The organism is Qipengyuania aquimaris (genome assembly GCF_020171965.1).
In the GTDB taxonomy this organism is placed as follows: domain Bacteria; phylum Pseudomonadota; class Alphaproteobacteria; order Sphingomonadales; family Sphingomonadaceae; genus Qipengyuania; species Qipengyuania aquimaris_A.
This window is the reverse complement of sequence record NZ_JAIUZK010000001.1, coordinates 155,162-177,463: the sequence shown is the minus strand read 5'-3', so window position 1 is coordinate 177,463 and position 22,302 is coordinate 155,162. Positions and strand designations below refer to the sequence as shown.

Annotated in this window: 16 protein-coding genes; 12 read left to right on the top strand and 4 right to left on the bottom strand. The window is 62.5% G+C overall.

Features of this window, described 5'->3' with window-relative positions:
• Window position 1: 1 nt before the first annotated feature.
• The 11 genes from smpB (at window position 2) to alaS (ending at window position 14,727) form a co-directional block, all read left to right on the top strand.
• Entirely contained in the window at window positions 2-484 is a 483-nt protein-coding gene (gene smpB, locus LCM24_RS00850) for an SsrA-binding protein SmpB (RefSeq protein WP_224802364.1), read from the top strand.
• Between the two features lie 124 nt (window positions 485-608).
• Entirely contained in the window at window positions 609-1,193 is a 585-nt protein-coding gene (locus tag LCM24_RS00845; protein WP_224802363.1) for a DUF2062 domain-containing protein, read from the top strand.
• Complete coding sequence (locus LCM24_RS00840; RefSeq protein WP_224802362.1) at window positions 1,190-3,673, top strand: response regulator; 2,484 nt, start codon at window positions 1,190-1,192, stop codon at window positions 3,671-3,673. Before LCM24_RS00845 ends, LCM24_RS00840 begins: the two co-directional genes overlap by 4 nt.
• A gap of 37 nt (window positions 3,674-3,710) precedes the next feature.
• Window positions 3,711-5,234 (top strand): DUF4139 domain-containing protein, encoded by a 1,524-nt coding sequence (locus tag LCM24_RS00835; protein WP_224802361.1) that lies wholly within the window; start codon window positions 3,711-3,713, stop codon window positions 5,232-5,234.
• Between the two features lie 13 nt (window positions 5,235-5,247).
• Window positions 5,248-6,873, top strand: a complete 1,626-nt coding sequence (locus LCM24_RS00830) for a DUF4139 domain-containing protein (protein ID WP_224802360.1) — start codon at window positions 5,248-5,250, stop codon at window positions 6,871-6,873.
• A gap of 110 nt (window positions 6,874-6,983) precedes the next feature.
• The gene (recA, locus tag LCM24_RS00825) at window positions 6,984-8,045 is read left to right on the top strand and encodes a recombinase RecA (protein ID WP_090478629.1); all 1,062 of its coding nucleotides are present in this window, start codon (window positions 6,984-6,986) and stop codon (window positions 8,043-8,045) included.
• 204 nt (window positions 8,046-8,249) lie between these two features.
• The gene (locus tag LCM24_RS00820; RefSeq protein ID WP_224802359.1) at window positions 8,250-8,876 is read left to right on the top strand and encodes a glutathione S-transferase family protein; all 627 of its coding nucleotides are present in this window, start codon (window positions 8,250-8,252) and stop codon (window positions 8,874-8,876) included.
• 96 nt (window positions 8,877-8,972) lie between these two features.
• A complete protein-coding gene (locus LCM24_RS00815; RefSeq protein ID WP_224802358.1) occupies window positions 8,973-10,139 on the top strand; it encodes a nucleotide sugar dehydrogenase in 1,167 nt (388 codons plus the stop codon).
• Window positions 10,139-11,161: an NAD-dependent epimerase/dehydratase family protein gene (locus tag LCM24_RS00810; protein ID WP_224802357.1), complete on the top strand. Its 1,023-nt coding sequence runs from the start codon at window positions 10,139-10,141 to the stop codon at window positions 11,159-11,161. The genes LCM24_RS00815 and LCM24_RS00810 overlap by 1 nt, the downstream gene beginning before the upstream one ends.
• A complete protein-coding gene (locus LCM24_RS00805) occupies window positions 11,154-11,990 on the top strand; it encodes a class I SAM-dependent methyltransferase (protein ID WP_224802356.1) in 837 nt (278 codons plus the stop codon). The genes LCM24_RS00810 and LCM24_RS00805 overlap by 8 nt, the downstream gene beginning before the upstream one ends.
• A 73-nt stretch (window positions 11,991-12,063) precedes the next feature.
• Window positions 12,064-14,727 carry an alanine--tRNA ligase gene (alaS, locus tag LCM24_RS00800; RefSeq protein WP_224802355.1) on the top strand — a complete coding sequence of 888 codons (2,664 nt, stop codon included), beginning with the start codon at window positions 12,064-12,066 and terminating at the stop codon, window positions 14,725-14,727.
• Between the two features lie 41 nt (window positions 14,728-14,768).
• On the opposite strand, the gene LCM24_RS00795 is transcribed toward alaS, so the two are convergent.
• Window positions 14,769-14,948 carry a hypothetical protein gene (locus LCM24_RS00795; protein WP_090478612.1) on the bottom strand — a complete coding sequence of 60 codons (180 nt, stop codon included), beginning with the start codon at window positions 14,946-14,948 and terminating at the stop codon, window positions 14,769-14,771.
• A 53-nt stretch (window positions 14,949-15,001) separates the two neighbouring features.
• Complete coding sequence (locus tag LCM24_RS00790) at window positions 15,002-16,762, bottom strand: cation:proton antiporter (protein WP_224802354.1); 1,761 nt, start codon at window positions 16,760-16,762, stop codon at window positions 15,002-15,004.
• Window positions 16,763-16,886: 124 nt separating this feature from the next.
• Between LCM24_RS00790 and LCM24_RS00785 the strand changes: the two genes are divergently transcribed.
• Complete coding sequence (locus tag LCM24_RS00785) at window positions 16,887-19,298, top strand: S8 family peptidase (protein ID WP_224802353.1); 2,412 nt, start codon at window positions 16,887-16,889, stop codon at window positions 19,296-19,298.
• Between the two features lie 3 nt (window positions 19,299-19,301).
• Here LCM24_RS00785 and LCM24_RS00780 read toward each other — a convergent pair whose 3' ends face one another.
• Complete coding sequence (locus LCM24_RS00780; protein WP_224802352.1) at window positions 19,302-20,957, bottom strand: bifunctional GNAT family N-acetyltransferase/carbon-nitrogen hydrolase family protein; 1,656 nt, start codon at window positions 20,955-20,957, stop codon at window positions 19,302-19,304.
• 105 nt (window positions 20,958-21,062) lie between these two features.
• Complete coding sequence (locus LCM24_RS00775; protein WP_224802351.1) at window positions 21,063-22,283, bottom strand: NADP-dependent isocitrate dehydrogenase; 1,221 nt, start codon at window positions 22,281-22,283, stop codon at window positions 21,063-21,065.
• Window positions 22,284-22,302 lie beyond the last annotated feature (19 nt).

Here is a 22,302-nt window from a genome sequence, read left to right as displayed (position 1 = left end):
TATGGCACGACCCAAACCCGCTACCTTCGACAAGCAGAAAACCGTCGCCGACAACCGGCGTGTGCGGTTCGACTATCATGTCGATGAAACTTTCGAGGCCGGACTTGCGCTGCAGGGGACCGAGGTGAAGGCGCTGCGCGCGGGCGAGGCGAGCATCAAGGAAAGCTATGCCGAAGTGCGGGACGGGCAGGTCTGGCTCATCAATGCCAACATCCCGGAATATTCGCACGGCAATCGCCTGAATCATGAACCGCGCCGCCCGCGCAAGCTGCTGCTGCATGAGCGCGAGATCGAGAAGCTGTTCGGAGCGGTGGAGCGCAAGGGCATGACGCTTGTCCCGCTGTCGATCTACTTCAACTCTACCGGACGGGCGAAAGTCGAGCTGGCGCTGGCCAAGGGCAAGCAGGCGCATGACAAGCGCCAGACCATCAAGGACCGCGATTGGAAGCGCGACAAGGCCCGCCTGATGCGCGAGAAGGGATGACGCTTCACAGGACGGAAACGTCGAATGTGCTAGGCATATCTCTCGTCATGGTCTCTTCATCGCAGAAAACTGGTTCCAGCCGCTTGTGCAGTGCACGGGCCGACGCCATGTCGGATGCATGGCGATGAGCGATAAGAGGTCGAAAACCTGGGCAGCGGATCTGATCCGCAAATACATGCCCACGCGCGAAGAAATGGCGCGCAACAAGTACCTCAAGCCCATCGCGCACCGCTTCCTGACGCCCGAGCTTTGGCGCTTCACCCGCCGCAGCGTGCCGCGCGGAGTGGCGCTTGGCCTGTTTGCGGCATTTATCGTGCCGATCGGGCAGATTTTCCTCGCGGCATTCTTGGCGCTGCCGGCACGGGCGAATGTGCCGCTGTCGGCGCTCGTCACTTTCGTGACCAACCCGTTCACCCTGCCGTTCTGGCTGCTTGTCGCCAACAAGACCGGTAAGACCATGCTGAATATCGATGCCAGCCTCGGTGGCAGCGCAGGCCCGCTTGCCGAGGATGGCGGCGCGCTCGCCCGATGGCTCGAGGTCGGCGGCGTGACGGCTTTCGGTTTCCTCGTCCTTGCGCTCTTCAGTGCGGGAATGGGATATCTGATCGCCAGTTTCAGCTGGCGCTACATCGTTGCTCGCAAGCGGAGGAAGCGGTTGATCCGCGTGGAGCAGCGGCTGAGCGAGCGCCTGAAGGAGCGCGGCCAGTGAACGGGTCCGATCAGGTCGAGGCGCAGGCCCTCCCGCCGATTCCGCTGCTGTTTGGGATCGTCTTCGCCCTCGTGACATCGGTGGTGCTGGTGTGGCTGGTTGCGGGATCGTCGCTGGTGGCGCTAGCCTATGGCGGCGGCTTGCTGACGGTTCTCCTGACGCTATTGCTCGCAGCACGCCTCAAGGCGCCCGAAGAAGCCGGTCAGCTGGCGCAACCCGATTGGGCCGTGACTGCTGCAGCCATCGAGAACCGCCGCCGGGCGGTGGCGATTATCGACCGTGCCAATCGCCTGGTTTGTGCGAATGCAACTTATGAGGACTGGTTCGGCGGTCAGGTTTCCCCTCACGAAATCACCTTGTCCGAACAAGGCAGGAAACGGCTCGCCGACGCCGCCCGCCAAGCCTGGCGCGAAGGCGAGGCGCAGAGCGAAGAGCTCGAAACGCCGTCCGCCGAGCGTAAGTTCAGCCTGCATATCGAGCGCGTTGGGCGGGGCGAGGACTACCTTGTCTGGCGCTTCGGTGAACGGATCGAGGAAGACGGCCACGACACGCTCGCCGAAAGGGTCTCCGGACCGTTCGGCGCAATCCTGTCCAGCGCGGGCATCGAGCTGGCGCTGGTCGCGCCCGACGGCATCGTCCAGTCGGCGACGCCCGGCCTGGCGGAACGCGCAGCCGGCAACCCGAACGACAGCCTTGCAGGGCAGGAATTCGTCCAGCTGCTGCGATCCGACGACCGCGACCGCATCTTCTTCGCTCAGGAAGGGCAGCAGGGCACGCCGCAAACGCTGGTGCACATTCCGCTGACCCAGCCGCAGGCGGACAAGAAGAAGGCCGCCGACCAGTCGCCATCGCTCATGTTGCTGGTCGATAGCAACGTCGGTATCGGTGGCGGCTGGCAGGGTAGCGGCAAGGCTGCCGTCCCGCAGCTTGAGGCCTTGCTGTCCGCATTGCCGCTTGGACTTGCGCTGACCGACCGCGACGGGCGCTTCCTTTATGCCAACAAGGCGTTCCTGCGCGCAGTCGAGCGCGAGGAAAAGGGCTTGCCGCAATTCCCCTCCGATCTCGTGGTGCGCGAAGACAAGCCGGCCATTTCCGACACCGTCCGCCGCTTCGCAAGAGGTGCGACGTCGAGCGGGGATATGGCGGTCCGCCTGTCGGGCGACAAGGAAGAGCCGGTATCGATCGGCCTTGCCGGTGTGCGCGGCCTCGGCGATGCGGCCGTCCTCCTGTCGATCTCCGATTCCACCGAGGAAAAGCGCCTGCGCCGCCAGGTTGCGCAGGCGACCAAGATGCAGGCCGTGGGCCAGCTGGCAGGCGGTGTCGCGCACGATTTCAACAACGTGCTGACCGCGATCATCGGCTATTGCGATCTCATGCTGCTGCGCCACACGCCGGGCGACAGCGACTACGACGATATCCAGCAGATCAAGGCAAACTCCAACCGCGCGGCCAGCCTGACGCGGCAACTGCTCGCCTTCAGTCGCCAGCAGACGCTGCGCCCCGTGGTCCTCCAGCTTCCCGACGTTGTCAGCGAGGTCAGCCAGCTTCTGAAGCGCCTGATGGGCGACAAGATCGAGTTCGCCGTGCGCCACGACCGCGAGCTGGGGCCGGTCCGCGCCGACCCCCAGCAGCTGGAGCAGGTCATCATCAACCTCGCGGTGAATGCGCGCGATGCGATGCAGGCCCATGCGGCCAAGTCCGGCAAGGAAAACTGGAAAGGTCGCCTGACGCTCGCCACGCGCCGCGTGTCGGCGCGCGATGTGCGCAAGATGGGCATCGATATCATGCCCGCCGACGATTACACGGTCCTCATCGTACAGGACACGGGCGGCGGCATCCCGGGCGAACATCTCAGCAAGATTTTTGAGCCGTTCTTCACGACCAAGGAGCAGGGGAAGGGCACCGGCCTCGGCCTCTCCACTGTCTACGGTATTGTTAAGCAGTCGAATGGCTTTATCTTCGCCGACAATATCGGCGGCCCGGATGGGCGGCCGGCTGGTGCCCGCTTCACGATCTACCTGCCGGTCCACAAGGGCGAGATGCCCGCCGTGACCCGTCCGGAGGATACGGAAGAGACCAAGGCCAGCGAATGGTCGGGCGGCGGCAAGCTGCTGCTGGTGGAAGACGAGGATATGGTCCGCGCAGTCGCCGAACGTGCGCTTACCCGCGCCGGCTACCAGGTGACCACCGCACGCGATGGCGAGGAAGGCCTTGCCGCGATCGCCAATGGCAAGACCGAATTCGACCTTATCGTGTCCGACGTGGTCATGCCCGCAATGGACGGTCCGGCGATGGCGCGCGCCATTCGCAAGGTAAAACCGAAAATCCCCATCCTTTTCATGTCGGGATATGCAGAAGAACAGTTGCGCAACGATATCGACATCGACAACATGCACTTTATTCCCAAGCCGTTCAGCGTACAGCAAATAAACGGCAAGGTATCAGAGGTACTTGGAGAACAGGCCAAGACGGACGCCTAAGTAATCGGGCGCCCCTGGCTGCGGTAAGGGGACTGCAATGAAGGCGTATTCAATTTCGGCACTGGCGGGGCTGGCAATTCTCGGTGGTGCTCCGCTGCTGGCCCAGACCGCGGAACAGGCGCTGGCGGACCCCGACGCGACCGCACAGGGCGATGTTTCGGTCACCATCTACAACAACGGGCAGGCGCTGGTGCAGGATGTGCGCCAGCTATCCATCGCTGCCGGACGCAGCCGGATCGAGTTTCCCGATGTCTCCGCCCGCATCCGGCCCGAAACGCTCAGCTTCGCCGCTGCGGGTGCCGGCATCGTCGAGCAGAATTTCGACTTCGACCTGCTGACGCCGACCAAGCTGATGGAAAAGGCCATCGGCCAGACCATCACCCTTATCCGCACCAATCCGGCAACCGGCGCCGAAACGCGCGAGCGTGCAACCGTCCTCTCCACATCGGGCGGCGTCGTGGTCAAGATCGGCGACCGTATCGAAGTGCTGCGCGACGATGGGCTTCCGGTGAGAGCTATCTTCGACCGCGTGCCGACCAATTTGCGCGCACGCCCGACCTTGTCGGTGACCGTGGACAGCACCCGCGCCGGAACGCGGCCCGCATCGATCCGCTACCTCACCCCGAGCCTCGGCTGGAGCGCCGACTACGTTGCCTTGTTCGATGAGGAGAAAGGGACGGTCGACATGCAGGGCTGGGTGACGCTGACCAACCAGACCGGCACGACCTTCCACAATGCGGACACGTTGCTCGTTGCCGGATCTCCCGGTTCGAACGGCTATGATCGCGGGCGTCGTTCCCCGCCTCCGCCTCCGGGGCGCAACAGCTCGATGGTGCCGGGTACTCAAACCGCAGATCGCGAGCGTCTCGGCGATTTCTATCTCTATCCGCTCTCCGAGCGCACCACGATTGCTAACAATCAGACCAAGCAGGTCAGCTTCCTCGATGTGCAGAGCGTTCCTGCACGCAGGCGTTATCAGCGCACCGTCGACTGGCTGACCAATGACGACCGCTCGATCAACGTCGCAAGCCAGGTCCAGTTCGGCACCAGCCGCGAGCAGGGGCTGGGAGATGCCCTGCCTGCCGGGGCGGTCCGCTTCTACCAGCGCGATGCCGAAGGAAATCCGCAGTTCATCGGCGAAAACAGCATCGGCCACACGCCGATGGGCAGCGAACTGACGCTGCGCACGGGTGACGCCTTCGACGTGCTGGTCCTCGCGGAGGTTGTCGACCGCGAAAAGATCACCGCCAGCGAATACGAGAAGAGCGCCCGCTATCGCGTCATCGAGAACGGCGAAGTTACGCGCGAGATCGAGGTGGAGGAGGCCAAGACCTTCTGGCGCACCACGATGCGCTACACGATCACCAATGCAAAGCCTACGCCGGTGGAGGTCGAACTGGTCCAAGGCGGCCTCTATCGCGGCTGGTGGTCGCGCGATTACCGCGTGATCAGCGAAGACGTTACCGGGCGCAGCGTGGGCCTCGACCGGCGCGAATGGACGGTGCCCGTGGCTGCGAACAGCAAGCGCGAAGTCACCGTGACTTTCGAAACGCGCTACTGATTTCCGCACCGGCGTGATCCGTCCTCTTCTCCTCGTTGCGGCGCTCGCGGCCATTGTTCCGGCTGGCGACCTGCTGGCACGCGAAACCGTCGATGCGTCTGCGCCGAACGAGCTTGCGGTGACCGTCTATCGCGATCCGCAGCGGGGCGAGGGCGAGCGGATGGACCGCCGCTGGCCCGAAGGCTTCGCCATGATCAGCGAGGTCAGGACCGTTACTCTTCCACCGGGCGAATCGAAGATCCGCTTTACCGGTGTGGCAGAGGGCATGGTCGCGGTGAGCGCCATCGTCACCGGCCTGCCAGGCGGCACGATCGAAAAGAACCGCAACGCCGATTTGCTCAGTCCTGCAGCGCTTGTCGATCGTACGCTCGGCAATCGCGTCACGATAACGCGTACCGACCCGGCAAGCGGTGCGGCGCGTTCGGAACAGGCAATTGTCAGGACCCGTGCCGACGGGGGTCTGGTGCTGGAAACGCAGGATGGCTTCGAAGCCGTGCGATGCTCGGGCCTGCCTGAAAAACTGACCTTCGACCAGGTGCCTTCGGGCCTGTCGCCCCAGCCTGTATTCTCGATCGATACGCGTAGCGATACTGGCGGGACTTACACCGTGACGCTGTCCTACCTTGCATCGGGTTTCGACTGGGAAGCCAATTACGTCGCCCGTTTGCACGAGGCGAGGGCGGATGGCAGCTTGCGGATGGAATTGTTGTCCTGGCTCACCATCCTCAACGACAACAATCAGAGCTTTCCGGATGCCACCCTAATGGCAGTGGCCGGCACGCTCAGCGTGGAGTCCGATTTCGAGGAACTGGCGGACGAGCCCGAGGCGCGCCCGCTTCGCCTTACCTGCTATCCCTTCGGCAGCACGGCCGCCGGATCGCCGCTGCTGTATCCGCCGCCGCCACCGCCTCCTCCGCCGCCTCCTGCCATGGCCGCGATGGCCATGGACGCAGAATCGATCGTGGTGACCGGCAGCAGGATCCAGAAAGTCATGGCCGAAGCCGCCGCGCCGCTCTCCGTGATCGCGGCCGAGGAAGCACTTGGCGATTTGAAGCTCTATCGCATTCCGGAGCCTGTCACCGTCGCCGCTCAAGGACAGAAGCAGGTTGCCTTTCTCGACAAGGATGAGGTCGAGGCTCGGTTCATCTATGTCGTCGGTTGCGATTACGGCGAGGTCGATGAAGCGGACGAGGTCGAGTACTTCGATCCCGCCCGCCTGATCCTCGCGACCGCGAACGAAAAATCCAAGGGCCTGGGGCAGTCCCTGCCGATGGGCGGTATCGCCATTTACGAACCGACTTCGTTTGGCGATTTGCTGGTGGCCGAAACGCGGCTGCGGGATTTCGCGCTGTCGGAAGACATCGAACTCGACCTTCCGCAAAGCACGCAGGTTTTCGCCCAATGCGGACACGTGGATGAAGAGGACCTCGAGAAAGAACGCCGCTGGGTCCGCAAGCGTGCGCAGATTTCCAACGCCAACGATAGCGCGATCACGGTTCGCCTCGACCTGGGAACGGCAGGCTATACCAAGATTCGCGGGCTGAAGGGGACGCGGATCAAGGACGGCCGGCTGATCTACGAGACTGAAATCCCCGCCAATTCCCGCCGAATCGTGCGGTTCCGGGAGCGGGACGACTAGCTTTCCAACAAAAAATTCGTTCCACTCTTGTTCTTGTGGAACAAACGCGGTACACCCTGTTGTGTTGAAGAGTCGAAAACGGCTCTGGAAAAGCGAAAGGGGTATGTGTCATGGCGGCCAGTCTGAAGCTCGTGAAGGATAAAGAAATGTCTGCAGACCGTCAGAAGGCGCTCGATGCCGCCCTCGCACAGATCGACCGCGCGTTCGGTAAAGGCTCGGCCATGAAGCTGGGCAGCAAGGAAGCGATGAACGTGGAGTCGATTTCCACCGGATCGCTCGGCCTCGATATCGCGCTGGGAATTGGCGGCCTGCCCAAAGGCCGCGTCATCGAAGTTTACGGTCCGGAAAGCTCGGGCAAGACCACGCTGGCGCTGCACTGCATCGCCGAAGCGCAAAAGGCGGGCGGCACCGCGGCATTCGTCGATGCCGAACACGCGCTCGACCCGGTCTATGCCAAGAAGCTGGGCGTCGATATCGACGAACTGATCGTGTCGCAGCCTGACACGGGCGAACAGGCGCTGGAAATCACCGATACGCTGGTGCGTTCGAACGCGATCGACATCCTCGTGGTCGACTCCGTCGCCGCGCTGGTTCCGCGCGCTGAAATCGAAGGCGAGATGGGCGACAGCCACGTCGGCCTCCAGGCACGCCTCATGTCGCAGTCGCTGCGCAAGCTGACCGGTTCGATCAACCGCTCGAAGTGCATGGTGATCTTCATCAACCAGCTGCGCATGAAGATCGGCGTGATGTACGGTAACCCCGAAACCACGACCGGCGGTAACGCGCTCAAGTTCTATGCTTCGGTCCGCCTCGACATCCGCCGCACCGGCCAGATCAAGGACCGTGACGAAGTGGTCGGCAACTCGACCCGCGTGAAGGTCGTGAAGAACAAGGTCGCTCCGCCGTTCAAGCAGGTCGAATTCGACATCATGTACGGCGAAGGCATCTCCAAGATCGGCGAAATCCTCGATCTTGGCGTGAAGGCCGGCATCGTCGAAAAATCGGGCAGCTGGTTCAGCTACGACAGCGTCCGCATCGGCCAGGGCCGCGAGAATGCGAAGACCTTCCTGAAAGAAAATCCAGAGATGTGTGCCAAGTTGGAAGCCGCCATTCGCGGCAAAACCGACGAGGTCGCCGAGGAGATGATGACCGGTCCGGACGCGGACGACTGATCACAGACCCTCGAAGCGGGAGCGTGGGTGGCACTTCAACCCCTGCCACTTGCAAGCCGGACTGTCCCCCGGTGCTCCCGATGAAACGGAAAGCCGGTGCGCGCACTCCCTTTGGATGTTGCCGCACCGGCTTTTCCGTATCCGCTACTGGCAATACGTTTCCGGTGCGACTAGGCAGTTCCGGCTATCAATCGGGAGCCCGGAATGACCGTAATCGTCCATCACCTGAACAACAGTCGTTCGCAGCGCATCCTCTGGCTGCTGGAAGAACTGGGGGCCGATTACGAGATCCGTTCCTATCAGCGTAACGCCGAAAGCAATCTCGCACCGCCGGAACTCAAGCAGGTTCACCCCCTCGGCAAGTCCCCGGTCATCGAAGATGACGGACGCATAATCAGCGAAAGTGGCGCGATCATCGAATATCTGTGCGAACGGCACGGCGGCAAGGACTGGCTGCCCGATCGCGCCAGCGATGCCTGGATCGACCATCTCGAATGGATGCAGTTCGGGGAGAGCTCCTTTTTCGTCCCCGTCATGCTCAAGATCTATGCCGGCCGGCTCGGTGATGCCGCCGCCCCGCTGATGCCGCGGGTGGACGAGCAATTGACCGCTCACATCGCCTTTGCCGAAGAGAAGATCGGCGATGATCTCCATTTCGTCGGAAACGACTGGAGTGCCGCAGACGTAATGATGAGCTTTCCGGCGGAGATTGCGGTCATGCAGGGTTACGGCGAGAAGGCACCCAAGCTCGCCCGCTTCGTCGAAGCCATTCATGCAAGACCCGCGTGGCAGCGCGCGCGCGAGAAGGGTGGAGCCTATTTCGTTTGGTAGGTCCGGCATTGCGGTTGGCCGGTGCGCCAACCATCTATCATGCGGCGCGTCTTCGCGTGCGGACGCCCACACACAAGAGGCAAGACAGGTAATTCCATGAAGATCGCTGTTTTCGGGCTTGGATATGTCGGATTGTCCAATGCCATCATGCTGTCGCAGCATAATAGCGTCGTCGGGGTGGACGTCTCCGCAGAGCGGATTGCCATGCTCCGCGAACGCAAATCGCCCATCCAGGACGAGCTGGTCGAGGAATACCTGCTGAGAGACGATCTCGACCTCGAGTTCACAACCGCTTTCGACGCAGCGGTAGAGGGCGCGGAATTCGCGGTTGTCGCAGTGCCCACCAATTACGACCCCGAGACCAATTTCTTCGACACCTCGGCCGTCGATTCCGTCACGCAGAGGGTCCTGTCCGCAAACGCGGACGTCACCGTCGTCATCAAGTCGACGATCCCGGTCGGATATGTCGCGTCGGCGCGGGAGCGCTTCGGCAGCGATCGCATAATTTTCAGCCCCGAGTTCCTGCGCGAAGGCAAGGCGCTTTACGACAATCTCCACCCTTCGCGCATCATCGTCGGAGAACGTTCGGACAGGGCCCGGAAATTTGCCGATCTGTTGCTCGAACCGGCGCTGGATGATGACATACCGGTCCTACTGACCGATGCCGACGAGGCGGAAGCAATCAAGCTTTTCGCCAATACCTACCTCGCCATGAGGGTGGCTTTCTTCAACGAACTGGACAGCTACGCCCTGTCGCGCGGCCTCGACACGCGGCAGATTATCGAGGGCATCGGACACGATCCGCGCATCGGCTCGCACTACAACAATCCATCATTCGGATATGGCGGGTACTGCCTGCCGAAAGATACCAAGCAGCTGCTCGCGAATTACAGCGAGGTGCCGCAGAACCTGATCCGCGCGATCGTCGATGCCAACCGGACCCGTAAGGACTACCTGGCCGACCGCATCATCGCGAAAGAGCCCAAGACCGTGGGCGTGTTTCGCCTCGTGATGAAGGCAGGTTCGGACAATTTCAGGCAGTCTTCGATCCAGGGGATCATGAAGCGGATCAAGGCCAAGGGCATCGAGGTCATCGTCTACGAACCCGTCATGGAGGAGGACAGCTTCTTCGGTTCGCGGGTCGAACGCGACCTCGAGGCGTTCAAGCGTTCGTCCGATGTCATCGTGGCGAACCGTTTGACCGATGAGCTTGCCGACGTGCGCGACAAGGTCTTCACGCGCGACCTCTTCGGGGCGGATTGATGCAGGAAAACCGCACGGCGCTCGTCACCGGGGCGGCCGGTTTTATCGGGTATTTCACGTGCAAGCGCCTGTTGGCAGACGGCTTTCGGGTCATCGGCGTCGACTCGCTCAGCGATTATTACGATCCGGGCCTGAAACGGCGCCGGCAGGCCGATTTGCTCCAGAATCCGGGTTTCCGCATCGTCAACGAGCCTATCGAACAGTCCGGCCTGCTGATGGACCTTTTCGAGGCTGAAAAGCCCGATATCGTCGTGCACCTCGCCGCGCAGGCGGGTGTGCGATATTCGATCGAGAACCCGCGCTCTTACCTGGAGAGCAATCTAGTCGGGACCTTCGAACTGCTCGAAGCGGCGCGGGCGCATCCGCCAGAACATATGCTGTTGGCCTCCACGTCCTCCGCCTACGGCGCCAACACCGAAATGCCGTATCGAGAGACGATGAAGGCGGATCACCAGATGTCGTTTTATGCGGCAACGAAGAAGGCGAACGAGGCGATGGCGCATTCCTACGCGCACCTCTTCGACCTGCCGATCACGATGTTCCGCTTTTTCACGGTCTATGGCCCGTGGGGGCGGCCTGACATGGCGCTATTCAAATTTACCCGCGCCATGCTCTCGGGCGAACCGATCGATGTCTACAACCATGGCGAGATGTCGCGCGATTTCACTTACGTGGAAGATCTCGTCGAAGCTGTTCGCCGCCTGATCGATGTGCCGCCGGTGCGACCGGACGGACCTGAGGACGTGGCAGAGGGGGACAGCCTGTCACCCGTCGCGCCGTGGAGGATCGTCAATATCGGCAACTCCAAACCCGTGCAGCTGGGCGACATGATCGCGGCCATCGAGGCGGCGCTTGGCGTGACGGCCAAACGCAACCTGATGCCCATGCAACCTGGCGACGTGCCCGCGACCTGGGCGGATGCAGAGCTCCTGCGAAGTCTCACTGGCTACGTACCCTCTACCGATATCGAGGACGGGGTCGCTCGCTTCACGCAGTGGTACAGGGATTATTACGATGTCTGATGCGAGCGTGTCGGGTTCCGAATGGACCGGAAGGACAGGCAAGAGCTGGGCGCATGAATGGCAACGGACCGATCGCAGCTTCGGACCGCTGACAGAGCGGCTCGTGGCCGCGGCGACTGCCGAACCCTTCGATCATGCGCTGGACATCGGATGCGGGGCCGGGGAGATTTCGATAAGCCTCGCCCGAATGTCTCCCGGTTCGCAGGTGTCCGGTGTCGATATCAGCGAGGAATTGCTCGCGGTGGCGAGGCAGCGCGCCGCCGACCTTCCCAATGCCGACTTCGAACTGGCAGATGCCTCGCAATGGAATGCGCCGGACAGACGGCCGGACCTCGTCGTCTCGCGACATGGAGTGATGTTCTTCGATGATCCGGTCGCTGCATTTGCTCATATTTCGCGTCAGGTTTCACCCGATGCCCGCATGGTATTTTCCTGTTTTCGCGAGCGCTCCGAAAATCTCTGGGCGCAGGAATTGTCATCGATCCTCGACGTCTCGCCTGCACCTGCCGATCCGCGCACGCCCGGGCCGTTTGCCTTCGGCGAACGTGACTACGTGACGGCAATTCTTGAAGAAGCCGGTTGGGGAGCGCTTGGCTTCGACGCCATCGATTACGGTATGGTCGCGGGCGAGGGGCCGGATGCGCTCGACGATGCGACCTCCTATTTCCTGAGGATTGGTCCGGCCGCCCGGGCAATCGCGGCGATGTCGGGTGAAGAGCGGGACAGGGCGATCTCGAGATTGCGCACGATGCTCGATAGCCATCGCAAGGGCGTCCGTATCGAATTGCCCGCCAGCTGCTGGATCGTAAGCGCCACATTGGCCCGATAATCGGGGAATCTGCACACTTTCAGCGGTCTTTCGCGCTTGTCGGTTGCGCGTCGATTGCTTACTTGCGCAAGCCATGACGTCGACCAACGAAATCCGCCGCTCCTTCCTCGATTACTTCGCCTCCAACGGGCACGAGGAAGTACCGAGCGCACCCCTGGTGCCTTTCAGCGATCCCACGCTGATGTTCGTCAATGCGGGCATGGTGCCGTTCAAAAACGCTTTCACAGGCCTTGAAACGCCGCCGGCGCCGCGCGCGACAAGTTCACAGAAGTGTGTTCGCGCAGGCGGCAAACACAACGATCTCGACAATGTGGGCTACACGGCGCGCCACCATACGTTTTTCGAAATGCTCGGCAATTTCAGCTTTGGCGACTATTTCAAGGAACAGGCGATCGACCATGCGTGGACGCTGCTGACCAAGGAGTGGGGCCTTGATCCCGAAAAGCTGCTGGTCACCGTCTACCACACGGACGACGAAGCTTTCGACCTGTGGAAGAAGCGCACCGGTTTTGCCGATGACAAGATCATCCGCATCCCGACCAAGGACAATTTCTGGGCGATGGGCTCGGACGGTCCGTGTGGCCCGTGTTCGGAAATCTTTTACGACCACGGCGATCACATCTGGGGCGGCCCTCCGGGTAGCCCGGAGGAAGACGGAGACCGCTTCGTCGAAATCTGGAACCTCGTCTTCATGCAGTTCACGCAGGAAGCGGACGAGATCGTCGGCGACCTGCCCAAGCCCAGCATCGACACCGGCATGGGCATCGAACGTGTCGCAGCGGTCATGCAGGGCGTGCACGACAATTACGACACCGACACCTTCAAAGCCCTGATCGGCGCCAGCGAAGCGCTGACCGGCGTTAAGGCCGAAGGCGACCAGACCGCCAGCCACCGCGTCATCGCCGACCATTTACGCTCGACCAGCTTCCTGCTCGCCGACGGTGTGCTGCCGAGTAACGAAGGCCGCGGCTACGTCCTTCGCCGCATCATGCGCCGCGCCATGCGTCACGCGCACCTGCTGGGTGCAAGCGAACCGCTGATGCATCGCCTCGTGCCCGAACTGGTCAGCGAAATGGGCGCTGCCTATCCGGAGCTGGTGCGCGGCCAGCCGCTGATCCAGGAAGTGCTGGAGCGCGAGGAAACCCAGTTCCGCCGCACGCTCGACAAGGGTCTTAAGCTCCTCGACGAAGCCACCGGCGACATGGGCGAGGGCGGCACGCTGGACGGCGAGACCGCGTTCAAGCTCTATGACACTTATGGTTTTCCCTACGACCTTACCGAAGACGCGCTACGCAATCGCGGTATCGGCGTGGACAAGGACGGCTTCGATGCCGCCATGGCGCAGCAGAAGGCTGCCGCGCGCGCAGCGTGGAAAGGCTCGGGCGAGGCAGCCAGCGAGGAAGTCTGGTTCGACATTGCGGAACGCGAAGGGTCGACCGAGTTTACCGGTTACAGCTCCGACACGGGCGAGGCCGAAGTCGTCGCTCTGGTAAAGGACGGCAAGGAAATCGATAGCGCGTCCGAAGGCGACGACGTGATCGTGCTGACCAACCAGACGCCGTTCTACGGTGAAAGCGGCGGCCAGACCGGCGATGCCGGACGTATCTGGACGCCCGAGGGGCTGGAGATCGCCGTTTCCACGACGAACAAGCCGCTTGGGCGTTTGCATACGCACGTGGCCAAGGTCGCCAAGGGAACGATCAAGGTCGGCGATGCGGTGCATCTCGAAATCGATGCCGGACGCCGTGATCGCATTCGCGCGAACCACTCGGCGACGCACCTTGTGCACGCAGCGCTGCGCAATCGCCTTGGCGGCCACGTGACCCAGAAGGGCTCGCTGGTTTCAGACGATCGCTTCCGCTTCGACTTCTCGCATCCCAAGCCGCTTTCGGACGAGGATATCGCGGCGATCGAAGCAGAGGTGAACGAGGAAATTCGCGCCAACGAAACCGTCGGCACGCGCTTGATGACGCCCGACGATGCAGTGGCTGCGGGCGCGCTGGCGTTGTTCGGCGAGAAATACGGCGACGAAGTCCGTGTCCTGTCGATGGGCCGCAAGGGCGACGAGGGCAAAAATTACTCGGTCGAGCTGTGCGGCGGCACCCATGTCGAAGCGACGGGCGATATCGGCCTATTCAAGATCGTCAGCGAGAGCGCGGTCAGCTCCGGCGTGCGCCGTATCGAAGCGCTCACGGGCGAAGCGGCACGCCAGTGGCTGCTGTCGCGCGACGAAGCCGTGCGGGCAATTGCAGGTGCGCTGAAGACCTCCCCAGACGAAGCGGCTGCGCGTGTGTCGGCGCTGGTGGAAGAGCGCAAGCGCCTCGAAAAGGAACTCGCCGAAGCCAAGCGCGCGCTCGCGCTCGGTGGTGGTGGTTCGGGAGATGCTGCAACTGCCGACGAAGACATCGGTGGTATCACGTTCTCCGGCCAGGTGATCGAGGGCCTCAACCCCAAGGAACTGCGCCCGCTTCTCGACGAGGCGAAAAAGCGCATGGGATCGGGTGTTGCCGCGATCTGCGCCGTCAATGACGGAAAAGGCGCCTTTGCCGTTGCCGTGACGGACGACCTCACCGACCGCGTGAGTGCGGTCGACCTCGTCCGCGCCGGTGTCGAAGCGCTTGGCGGCAAGGGCGGCGGCGGCCGTCCCGACATGGCGCAGGGTGGCGGTCCCGACGGGGCCAAGGCTGACGAAGCGCTTGCCGCCGTGCGCACCGTGCTCGAACGCGAAAACGCCTGACGAACCGGAGTCCGTCAGGCGCTTTCAAATCTTGCCGTAGATCAGGCGCTGGGCGTTTTCTTCGTCACGCCGCTGGAGCCTTGCTCGATATCATAGCCCTCGGTGTCACCGGGCTTACCGCGCAACTGATCGGGGGCCTGGTCCTTCAACGGATCGGCCACGTTCTGCGGCTTGAACTTTTCGTCGTTCGGGATCGGCTTGGTCGGATCTATGTCGCTCATTTGTGTCTCCTTTGCTTAACCAACGCATCGGAAACGCAAGAGTTCACATAAAATCAGCCGTCTACCGTGCCTGAGCGTAGCTTCGGCTTGTAGGTGAGCGCGCCTTCTTCCTCAATGCGGGCGCGAAACTCGTCACGCTTCTCGTGAATGGAGGCGATGACCGGCCCCATGGCGACGCCGATATCCACCAGTACCGCTTCGGACAATTGGAGGGTGGCCTCCAGCGTTTCGGGGACGGCGTGGCTCGCTCCGGCGCGATAGAGCGCGGATGCATGCGCAATGTCCCGTGCGCGCGCCACGATCAGGAGATCGGGATAGCTGCCGCGCAATTTGGCGACCAGCCGCTGTGCCAGGATCGGCTCGTCCATGGTGAGCACAACCGCCAGCGCATCCTCGATGCCGAGGTGTTGCAGCGCATCGCCCCGAGCGGCATCGCCGAATACCGCGCGATAGCCCTTGCGCTTGGCGCTTTCGATCATGTCCGCGTCGGAATCGATCGCGATATAGGGTTTGTCGTGTTCGTCGAGCATTTGCGCGATCAACCGGCCGACGCGGCCCGCACCGATGATGATGACGCGCGGTTCGCCTTCGTCCTCTTCCGGAAGTTCGGGAGCAGGCTCGACGCGGCGGCCGACAACCCGCCCCAGGCGAGCCAGCAGCGGGGTGAAGGTGAGGCCGATGGCAGTAACGATCTGCCAGAACTGGGCCGTGCCAGGCTGAATCAGCATCGCGCTGCTGGCAGCGGCGAGGACGATAAGGGTCGTCTCGGACGGGCTGGCCATCAAGATGCCCGTTTCGGCTGCGGTACTCCTGCGCGCTCCCATGAGGCGCAGAAGCGTTCCGGTGAGCAAGGCCTTGAAGACCAGCACACCAAGGACTGCGACGGCGATGGTGCCGAGATTGTCCCAGATCGTGCGCAAGTCGATGCTCATGCCTACCGTGATCAGGAAGATACCGAGGGCAAGGCCCTTGAACGGTTCCATGATGCTTTCGACTTCGCCGTGATATTCGGTTTCGGCGATCAGCAGGCCGGCGATCAGCGCGCCGACGATCGGCGACAGGCCGACGGCGGCCGTTGCAAGGCTGGCGCCGATGACGACGAGCAGGGCGGCGGCGAGGAACAATTCCGGGCTCTTGGTGCGCGCGGCCTGTGCGAACAGGCGGGGAAGGGCGATCCTGCCCGCGATCATCATGACCGCGATGACCAGTGCGCCCTGCCACAGCGTGTCGAGTAGGCCACTCCAGCCCTCGGCCTGGGCATTAGGTGCCATTGCGCCAAGGATGAAGATGATCGGGACGATCATGATGTCTTCGAACAGCAGCATGGATAACGCTGCACGTCCGACCGGGCTGGTGCTGCCCGAAATCGGCAGGACGATGGCTGTCGAGGAAAAGGCGAGGGCAAAGCCCAGCGCCAATGCGCCGGTCCAGTACTGACCCATCATGGCAAGCACTGCGGCCAGGCACAGGCCGCCGATCATCAGTTCCATGGCGCCCAGTCCGAACACCAGCCTGCGTAGCTGCCACAGGCGGTTGAACGACAATTCGAGGCCGATTGCGAAGAGGAGCAGGATGATCCCGAATTCCGCAAACGGTTCGAGCGCCTCGGGATCGGATATGGTTATATGTTCCAGCAGCGGTCTCTCGTAGACCAGCTGCCCGAGGCCATAGGGGCCCACGAGGATGCCGATCAGGATGAACCCGATGACCGGTGTGATACGGAACCGCGTAAAGACCGGGATGACCAGACCCGCCGCACCAAGAATGACGAGCGCGTCGGAAATTGCGGGGGATGCGAGGTCGCCAGATGCCATGGGAATTCCTTATGGTCTTCGAGACACCTTGTCATCCGGCTTTGGACGCTGAATGCACGGATGGATTCAATGGTTCAGGAATCGCTAACCCAGGATAGATAAACGGGTGAGGAAAGGTCGCGCTTTGAAAAACCAGTCCATCCGTTCGAACCTGCTTCGCGCTTGCGCCGCTTTGAGCCTGGTGCCGCTTGTCTATGCCTGCGGAGGTGGGGGGAGTAGCGATCGCCCGATATCGACGCCGCGACCGGCCCCTTCGCCCACGCCGAGCCCGTCGCCGACCCCCAGCCCATCGCCGACCCCGAGCCCGACGCCGACACCTTCCAGCTTTCAAACGAGCGAATTCAGGGAATCCGACGGCCCTGAATTCCACGGTGCCATCACCGCGTGGGAAAACGGCGCGACGGGTTCCGGTTCGATCATCGCGGTTATCGATTCCGGTATCGATCTCGACAGTCCCGAGTTCGCCAATCGCATCCATCCCCAGTCGCAGGATGTTGCGGGCAACCGTTCGGTCGAGGGCGAGGACGACCACGGCACGAACGTCAGCCTCGTCGCGGCGGCCGCGCGTAACGACAGCGGTATACTCGGCATGGCTTTCGACGCAGAGATCCTGGCCCTTCGGGCTGATGCTCCGGGCAGTTGCGCCACCGATACGCCCGACGATCCGTCGCTGGGATGCAGTTTCTTCGACCGGGACATCGCCCGTGGCATCGACGTGGCGGTCGATGCGGGGGCGACCGTCGTCAATCTGAGCCTCGGAGGACAGTCACCGGGAAGGGCCGTGCTCGATGCGGTCAGACGCGCATCGGCGGCGGGCGTGGTAATTGTCGTATCCTCGGGCAATTACGGCGACGGCAGCGATCCCGATTTCGACCAGTTCCAGCCGACCCCCTTCGCGAGCGACATCAGGGCCGCAGGCGGCGACAATGTGATTATCGTGGGTTCGGTCGACGCGAACGGCCAGTTCTCCGACTTCGCCAATCCGGCAGGTGACGATTCGCAATTCTATCTCGCCGCCCGCGGCGAACGCATCTGCTGCGTCTACGAGAATGGCGAGATTTACGTCGAAGAGACCCCGCAGGGGCAGTTCGTGATCCTGTTCTCCGGCACCAGCTTTGCCGCTCCCCAGGTTGCGGGCGCTGTGGCCCTTATTCGGCAGGCTTTTCCGAACCTCACTGGCGCGGAAATCGTCTCGCTACTCCTCGAAAGCGCAAGGGATGGCGGTGCAGCCGGAACGGATGCGATTTTCGGCCGCGGTATTCTCGACGTCGCCCAAGCCTTCCGACCCGCCGGAGCGATGTCGATCCCCGGCACGTCCGCTCCCTTGGCGGGCAGCCAGCCGACCGCAATCGGGTCCCCGGCAATGGGCGATGCGCTTACTTCGCAAGGCACTTTGGCCGTTGTCGCCACGGACAAGTACGACCGCGCTTTCGCGGTCGATCTCGGTGTCGGGATGAAGGACGCAAGGCCCGACAACGACAAGCTCAGAGCAGCGCTCGCACCCGGTTCGCGGCGCCATTCGGCCCAGCAAGGGCCGCTGTCCATGGCCTTCAGTGTGACCGACAGGTTCGCGGCGCGTGGCGGCGTTGAAGAACCGCAGGAACTGCTTCTCTCCAACAGGGAGACCGACACCGCGAGACTGCTGGCCGGCAGGGTGATCGCGCGTCTTTCCCCAAAGCTCGACTTCGCATTCTCCGTGAACGAAGGGGCTCACGGCCTTTCTGCGCAATTGGCAGGGGCGGCCGAGCCGGCATTTCTGATTGCCGGATCCGGCGCCAGCGCCTCGCCCTTCCAGAGCAGGGACCAACGCGCCTTTGCCGCGGGATACGACCTTGCCCCCGGCGTCCGTGCTGTGGCGACTTTCGAGCGGGGACGCGTCGGCTTTGTAGGCGACACATTCCTCCTCGATCGTCAGCCGCAACTCTTCGACCGCCTCGGCTTCACCCGGTCCGGTATCGAATTCTCCGCCCAGGGGCTGCCGATCGACAGTTCGATATCTTTCGACTGGATGCGGGAAGACAGGACGCTGCTCGGCGGCTGGTTCGGGGGCGCCCTCGGCGGCTCCGGTTCGCAGAGCCTGAGCATGACCGCCTGGTTTGCTCGATCTTTTGCCAATCACTGGAGGCTGGCAGGCGCATGGCAAAGCGGCTGGTCGTTTGCCGACGAAGCAGGCCTCGTCGCGAATTCCAACGGATTGACGACATCGGGATGGTCAGTCGACCTCCAGAGGCAAGGTGTCCTTGGCCGCGCGGACAGCGTGGCGTTCCGCCTCTCCCAGCCGCTGCGCGTAGAGCGGGGCGGCCTCAATCTCCGGGTCCCGACGAGCTACGACTATCTGACGGAAACTGCGAGTTTTTCGAACCGGCGCCTGTCGCTCACGCCGACCGGACGGGAAATGGTCGGAGAATTGAGGTGGGCTGGACCGGTATCCTTCGGATGGGGCGGCGCATCACTGTTCTACCGACACGAGCCGGATCATATCGCCGATAGCCCGGCCGAGGTCGGGGCGGCGGCGAGTTTCAACGCCCGCTTCTAAGTCTCAGCCGCCTCCGGGACCGGTCGGACCAAGCGGTTCGCGGCGCGGTCGCGGCTTGCCGGGGTGCTTCCCATCCTCGTCCCACTCGATGCGGTAGAGATCGAAACGCCGGTCGGCGAGATTGCGCACGGTACCTTCGGCGCGGGCCCATTGCAGGTCGGCCAGGTTCACATCGCTGATGGTGAGCGTTTCGACATTCTCTGTGGATTCGGCGGCGATACCGTCGCGCGCGAAGGGAAAGTCGCAGGGCGTCAGGATGCAGCTTTGGGCATACTGGATGTCCATATTGCCGACGTTCGGCAAGTTCCCGACATTGCCCGAGAGGACGACGAAGCACTGGTTTTCGATCGCCCGCGCCTGTCCGCAATAGCGCACGCGCAGGTATCCCTGGCGGCTGTCGGTGCAGAAAGGCACGAAGATGATGCGTGCGCCTTCATCGGCGAGGCGGCGGCTGAGTTCGGGGAATTCGCTGTCGTAGCAGATCTGCACGCCGATCGGGCCGCAGTCGGTCTGGATCACCTCGACCTTGTCGCCGCCCTTGATGTTCCACCAATACCGCTCGTTGGGCGTGGGGTGGATCTTCTCCTGCGCATGGACCGAGCCGTCGCGCAGGCAGACATAGGCGACATTGTGAATGTCCCCGTCGTCCATCCGCGTGGGATGGCTGCCGGCGATGATGTTGATGTTGTAGCGCATCGCCATTTCGGAAATATCATCGCGCAGGCGAGGGGTGTATTCGGATAGGCGCTCGATTGCCTCGACGGGCGAGAGTTCCTTCTCTTCGAAACTCAGCAGCATTAGCGTGAAGAGTTCCGGAAATACGATGAAGTCTGCCTCGTAATCGCTTGCAACGTCTACGAAATATGTGACGTGGCGCATGAACTCGTCATAGTCCGCTACCTGACGCGCCTGCAGCTGGCAGGTGGCGACGCGCACGGCTTCCACCCCGCGAGGGATGCGCTTTTTGACCGGCTGATCGCGCTCAACGTAGGGATTGCGCCAGACCATCATCACGGCGTTCGCCATGCTGGCCTTGTCTTCTGGCAAATAGCCCTCGATGATCCGTTCCGGCTCGAAGCCGTTGGCGAGCTGGAAGCGCAGCACTGGGTCGTGCAGCTTTCCTTCGACGACTTTCTCGAGGTAATCCTTTGGCCCTTCGACCTTGCGGCGCAGGCGGCGGTAGTTCGGCATGCGGCCAGCAAAGACGATACCGGTCAGGTCGTTCTCTTCGGCGAGAGCGCGGCGTTCTTCGTAGAGGCGGCGTCCGATGCGCACACCGCGGACCTTGGGGTCCACGCACATCTCGTAACCGTAGAGCCAGTCGCCGGTCGGATCGTGGCGGCTGCCGTAACCGTTACCCGTAATCTCGTCCCAGTCATGGTCCTGGAAGGCGAGGGCCTCTGCAACCTGCATGGTGGCGCAATAGCCCACCACCTCGTCATCGAGCAGGGCGACGAAGCAGCCTTCCTTGAAGTTGTTGATCTGGCCGCGGATTTCGCCGTGCGTATAGGCGGGCATGTCCTCGTAGACCCGGCGCACGAGGTTCGCGATGCCGGGAATATCCTTGATCATCGCATTGCGGACGTCGAGCCGCTTCTGCCCGAATCTTTCGCTGCCCTTGCGGCGAGTGGTGCGCTTTTTTGCCGGCTGCTTGGCCATTCCTACCCCGTCTATTTCAATCGACCCCAAACGAAAACGGGGCCGGCATGACGCCGACCCCGATGATCTGGCTTATCCGGGTAACGACCCGGATGCGCTGAAGTTTCAGCCCCAGTTCGCCATTTCTGCTTCGAGGCCTTCGACGATGGCTTCGAAGAACTGTTCGGTCGTCATCCAGCTCTGTTCCGGGCCGATGAGCAGCGCGAGGTCCTTGGTCATCTTGCCGCTCTCGACGGTCTTGATGCAGACCTGTTCGAGCGTTTCGGCGAACTTCACGACGTCGGGCGTGTTGTCGAACTTGCCGCGATACATGAGGCCGCGCGTCCAGGCGAAGATGCTGGCGATCGGATTGGTCGAAGTCGCCTTGCCCTGCTGGTGCTGGCGATAGTGGCGGGTGACGGTGCCGTGGGCTGCTTCCGCTTCGACGGTCTTGCCGTCGGGCGTCATCAGGACCGAGGTCATCAGGCCGAGCGAGCCGAAGCCCTGTGCAACGATGTCCGACTGCACGTCGCCGTCGTAGTTCTTGCAGGCCCAGACGAACTTGCCGTTCCACTTGAGGGCGGCAGCGACCATGTCGTCGATCAGGCGGTGTTCGTAAGTGAGGCCGTGCTTTTCGAAGTCGGCCTTGTATTCCGCGTCGAACACTTCCTGGAACAGGTCCTTGAAGCGGCCATCGTACTTCTTGAGGATGGTGTTCTTGGTCGACAGGTACACCGGCCACTTGCGGTCGAGGCCGTAAGCGAAGCTGGCGCGCGCGAAGTCGCGGATGCTGTCGTCGAGGTTGTACATCGCCATGGCGACGCCGGGGCTCTGGAATTCGAACACGTCGAGATCGATGTTCTCGCCATTCTCGCCTTCGAAGACGAGGCGCAGCTTGCCGGCGCCCGGGATCAGCGTGTCGGTGGCGCGATACTGGTCACCGAATGCGTGACGGCCGACCACAATGGGGTCGGTCCAGCCGGGGACGAGGCGCGGAACATTGTCGATGACGATCGGCTCGCGGAAGACCACGCCGCCGAGGATGTTGCGGATCGTGCCGTTGGGCGAGCGCCACATCTTCTTGAGATCGAATTCCTCGACGCGTGCTTCGTCGGGGGTGATGGTAGCGCACTTGACGCCGACACCGTGTTCCTTGATCGCATTGGCAGCGTCGACGGTGATCTGGTCGTCGGTCTCGTCGCGCTTCTCGATCGAGAGGTCGTAATATTTCAGGTCGACGTCGAGATAGGGAAGGATCAGCCGTTCGCGGATCCACTTCCAGATGATCTTCGTCATTTCGTCGCCGTCGAGTTCGACGACCGGGTTGGCTACCTTGATCTTGGCCATGGGTTTCCTGTCAGTTCGA

What these genes read in the sequence shown, in the direction of transcription:
- smpB (WP_224802364.1), top strand. Translation starts at nt 2, where the DNA reads ATGGCACGACCCAAACCCGCTACCTTCGACAAGCAGAAAACCGTCGCC.
- LCM24_RS00845 (WP_224802363.1), top strand. Translation starts at nt 609, where the DNA reads ATGAGCGATAAGAGGTCGAAAACCTGGGCAGCGGATCTGATCCGCAAA.
- LCM24_RS00835 (WP_224802361.1), top strand. Translation starts at nt 3,711, where the DNA reads ATGAAGGCGTATTCAATTTCGGCACTGGCGGGGCTGGCAATTCTCGGT.
- recA (WP_090478629.1), top strand. Translation starts at nt 6,984, where the DNA reads ATGGCGGCCAGTCTGAAGCTCGTGAAGGATAAAGAAATGTCTGCAGAC.
- LCM24_RS00820 (WP_224802359.1), top strand. Translation starts at nt 8,250, where the DNA reads ATGACCGTAATCGTCCATCACCTGAACAACAGTCGTTCGCAGCGCATC.
- LCM24_RS00815 (WP_224802358.1), top strand. Translation starts at nt 8,973, where the DNA reads ATGAAGATCGCTGTTTTCGGGCTTGGATATGTCGGATTGTCCAATGCC.
- LCM24_RS00810 (WP_224802357.1), top strand. Translation starts at nt 10,139, where the DNA reads ATGCAGGAAAACCGCACGGCGCTCGTCACCGGGGCGGCCGGTTTTATC.
- LCM24_RS00805 (WP_224802356.1), top strand. Translation starts at nt 11,154, where the DNA reads ATGTCTGATGCGAGCGTGTCGGGTTCCGAATGGACCGGAAGGACAGGC.
- alaS (WP_224802355.1), top strand. Translation starts at nt 12,064, where the DNA reads ATGACGTCGACCAACGAAATCCGCCGCTCCTTCCTCGATTACTTCGCC.
- LCM24_RS00795 (WP_090478612.1), bottom strand. Translation starts at nt 14,948, where the DNA reads ATGAGCGACATAGATCCGACCAAGCCGATCCCGAACGACGAAAAGTTC.
- LCM24_RS00790 (WP_224802354.1), bottom strand. Translation starts at nt 16,762, where the DNA reads ATGGCATCTGGCGACCTCGCATCCCCCGCAATTTCCGACGCGCTCGTC.
- LCM24_RS00780 (WP_224802352.1), bottom strand. Translation starts at nt 20,957, where the DNA reads ATGGCCAAGCAGCCGGCAAAAAAGCGCACCACTCGCCGCAAGGGCAGC.
- LCM24_RS00775 (WP_224802351.1), bottom strand. Translation starts at nt 22,283, where the DNA reads ATGGCCAAGATCAAGGTAGCCAACCCGGTCGTCGAACTCGACGGCGAC.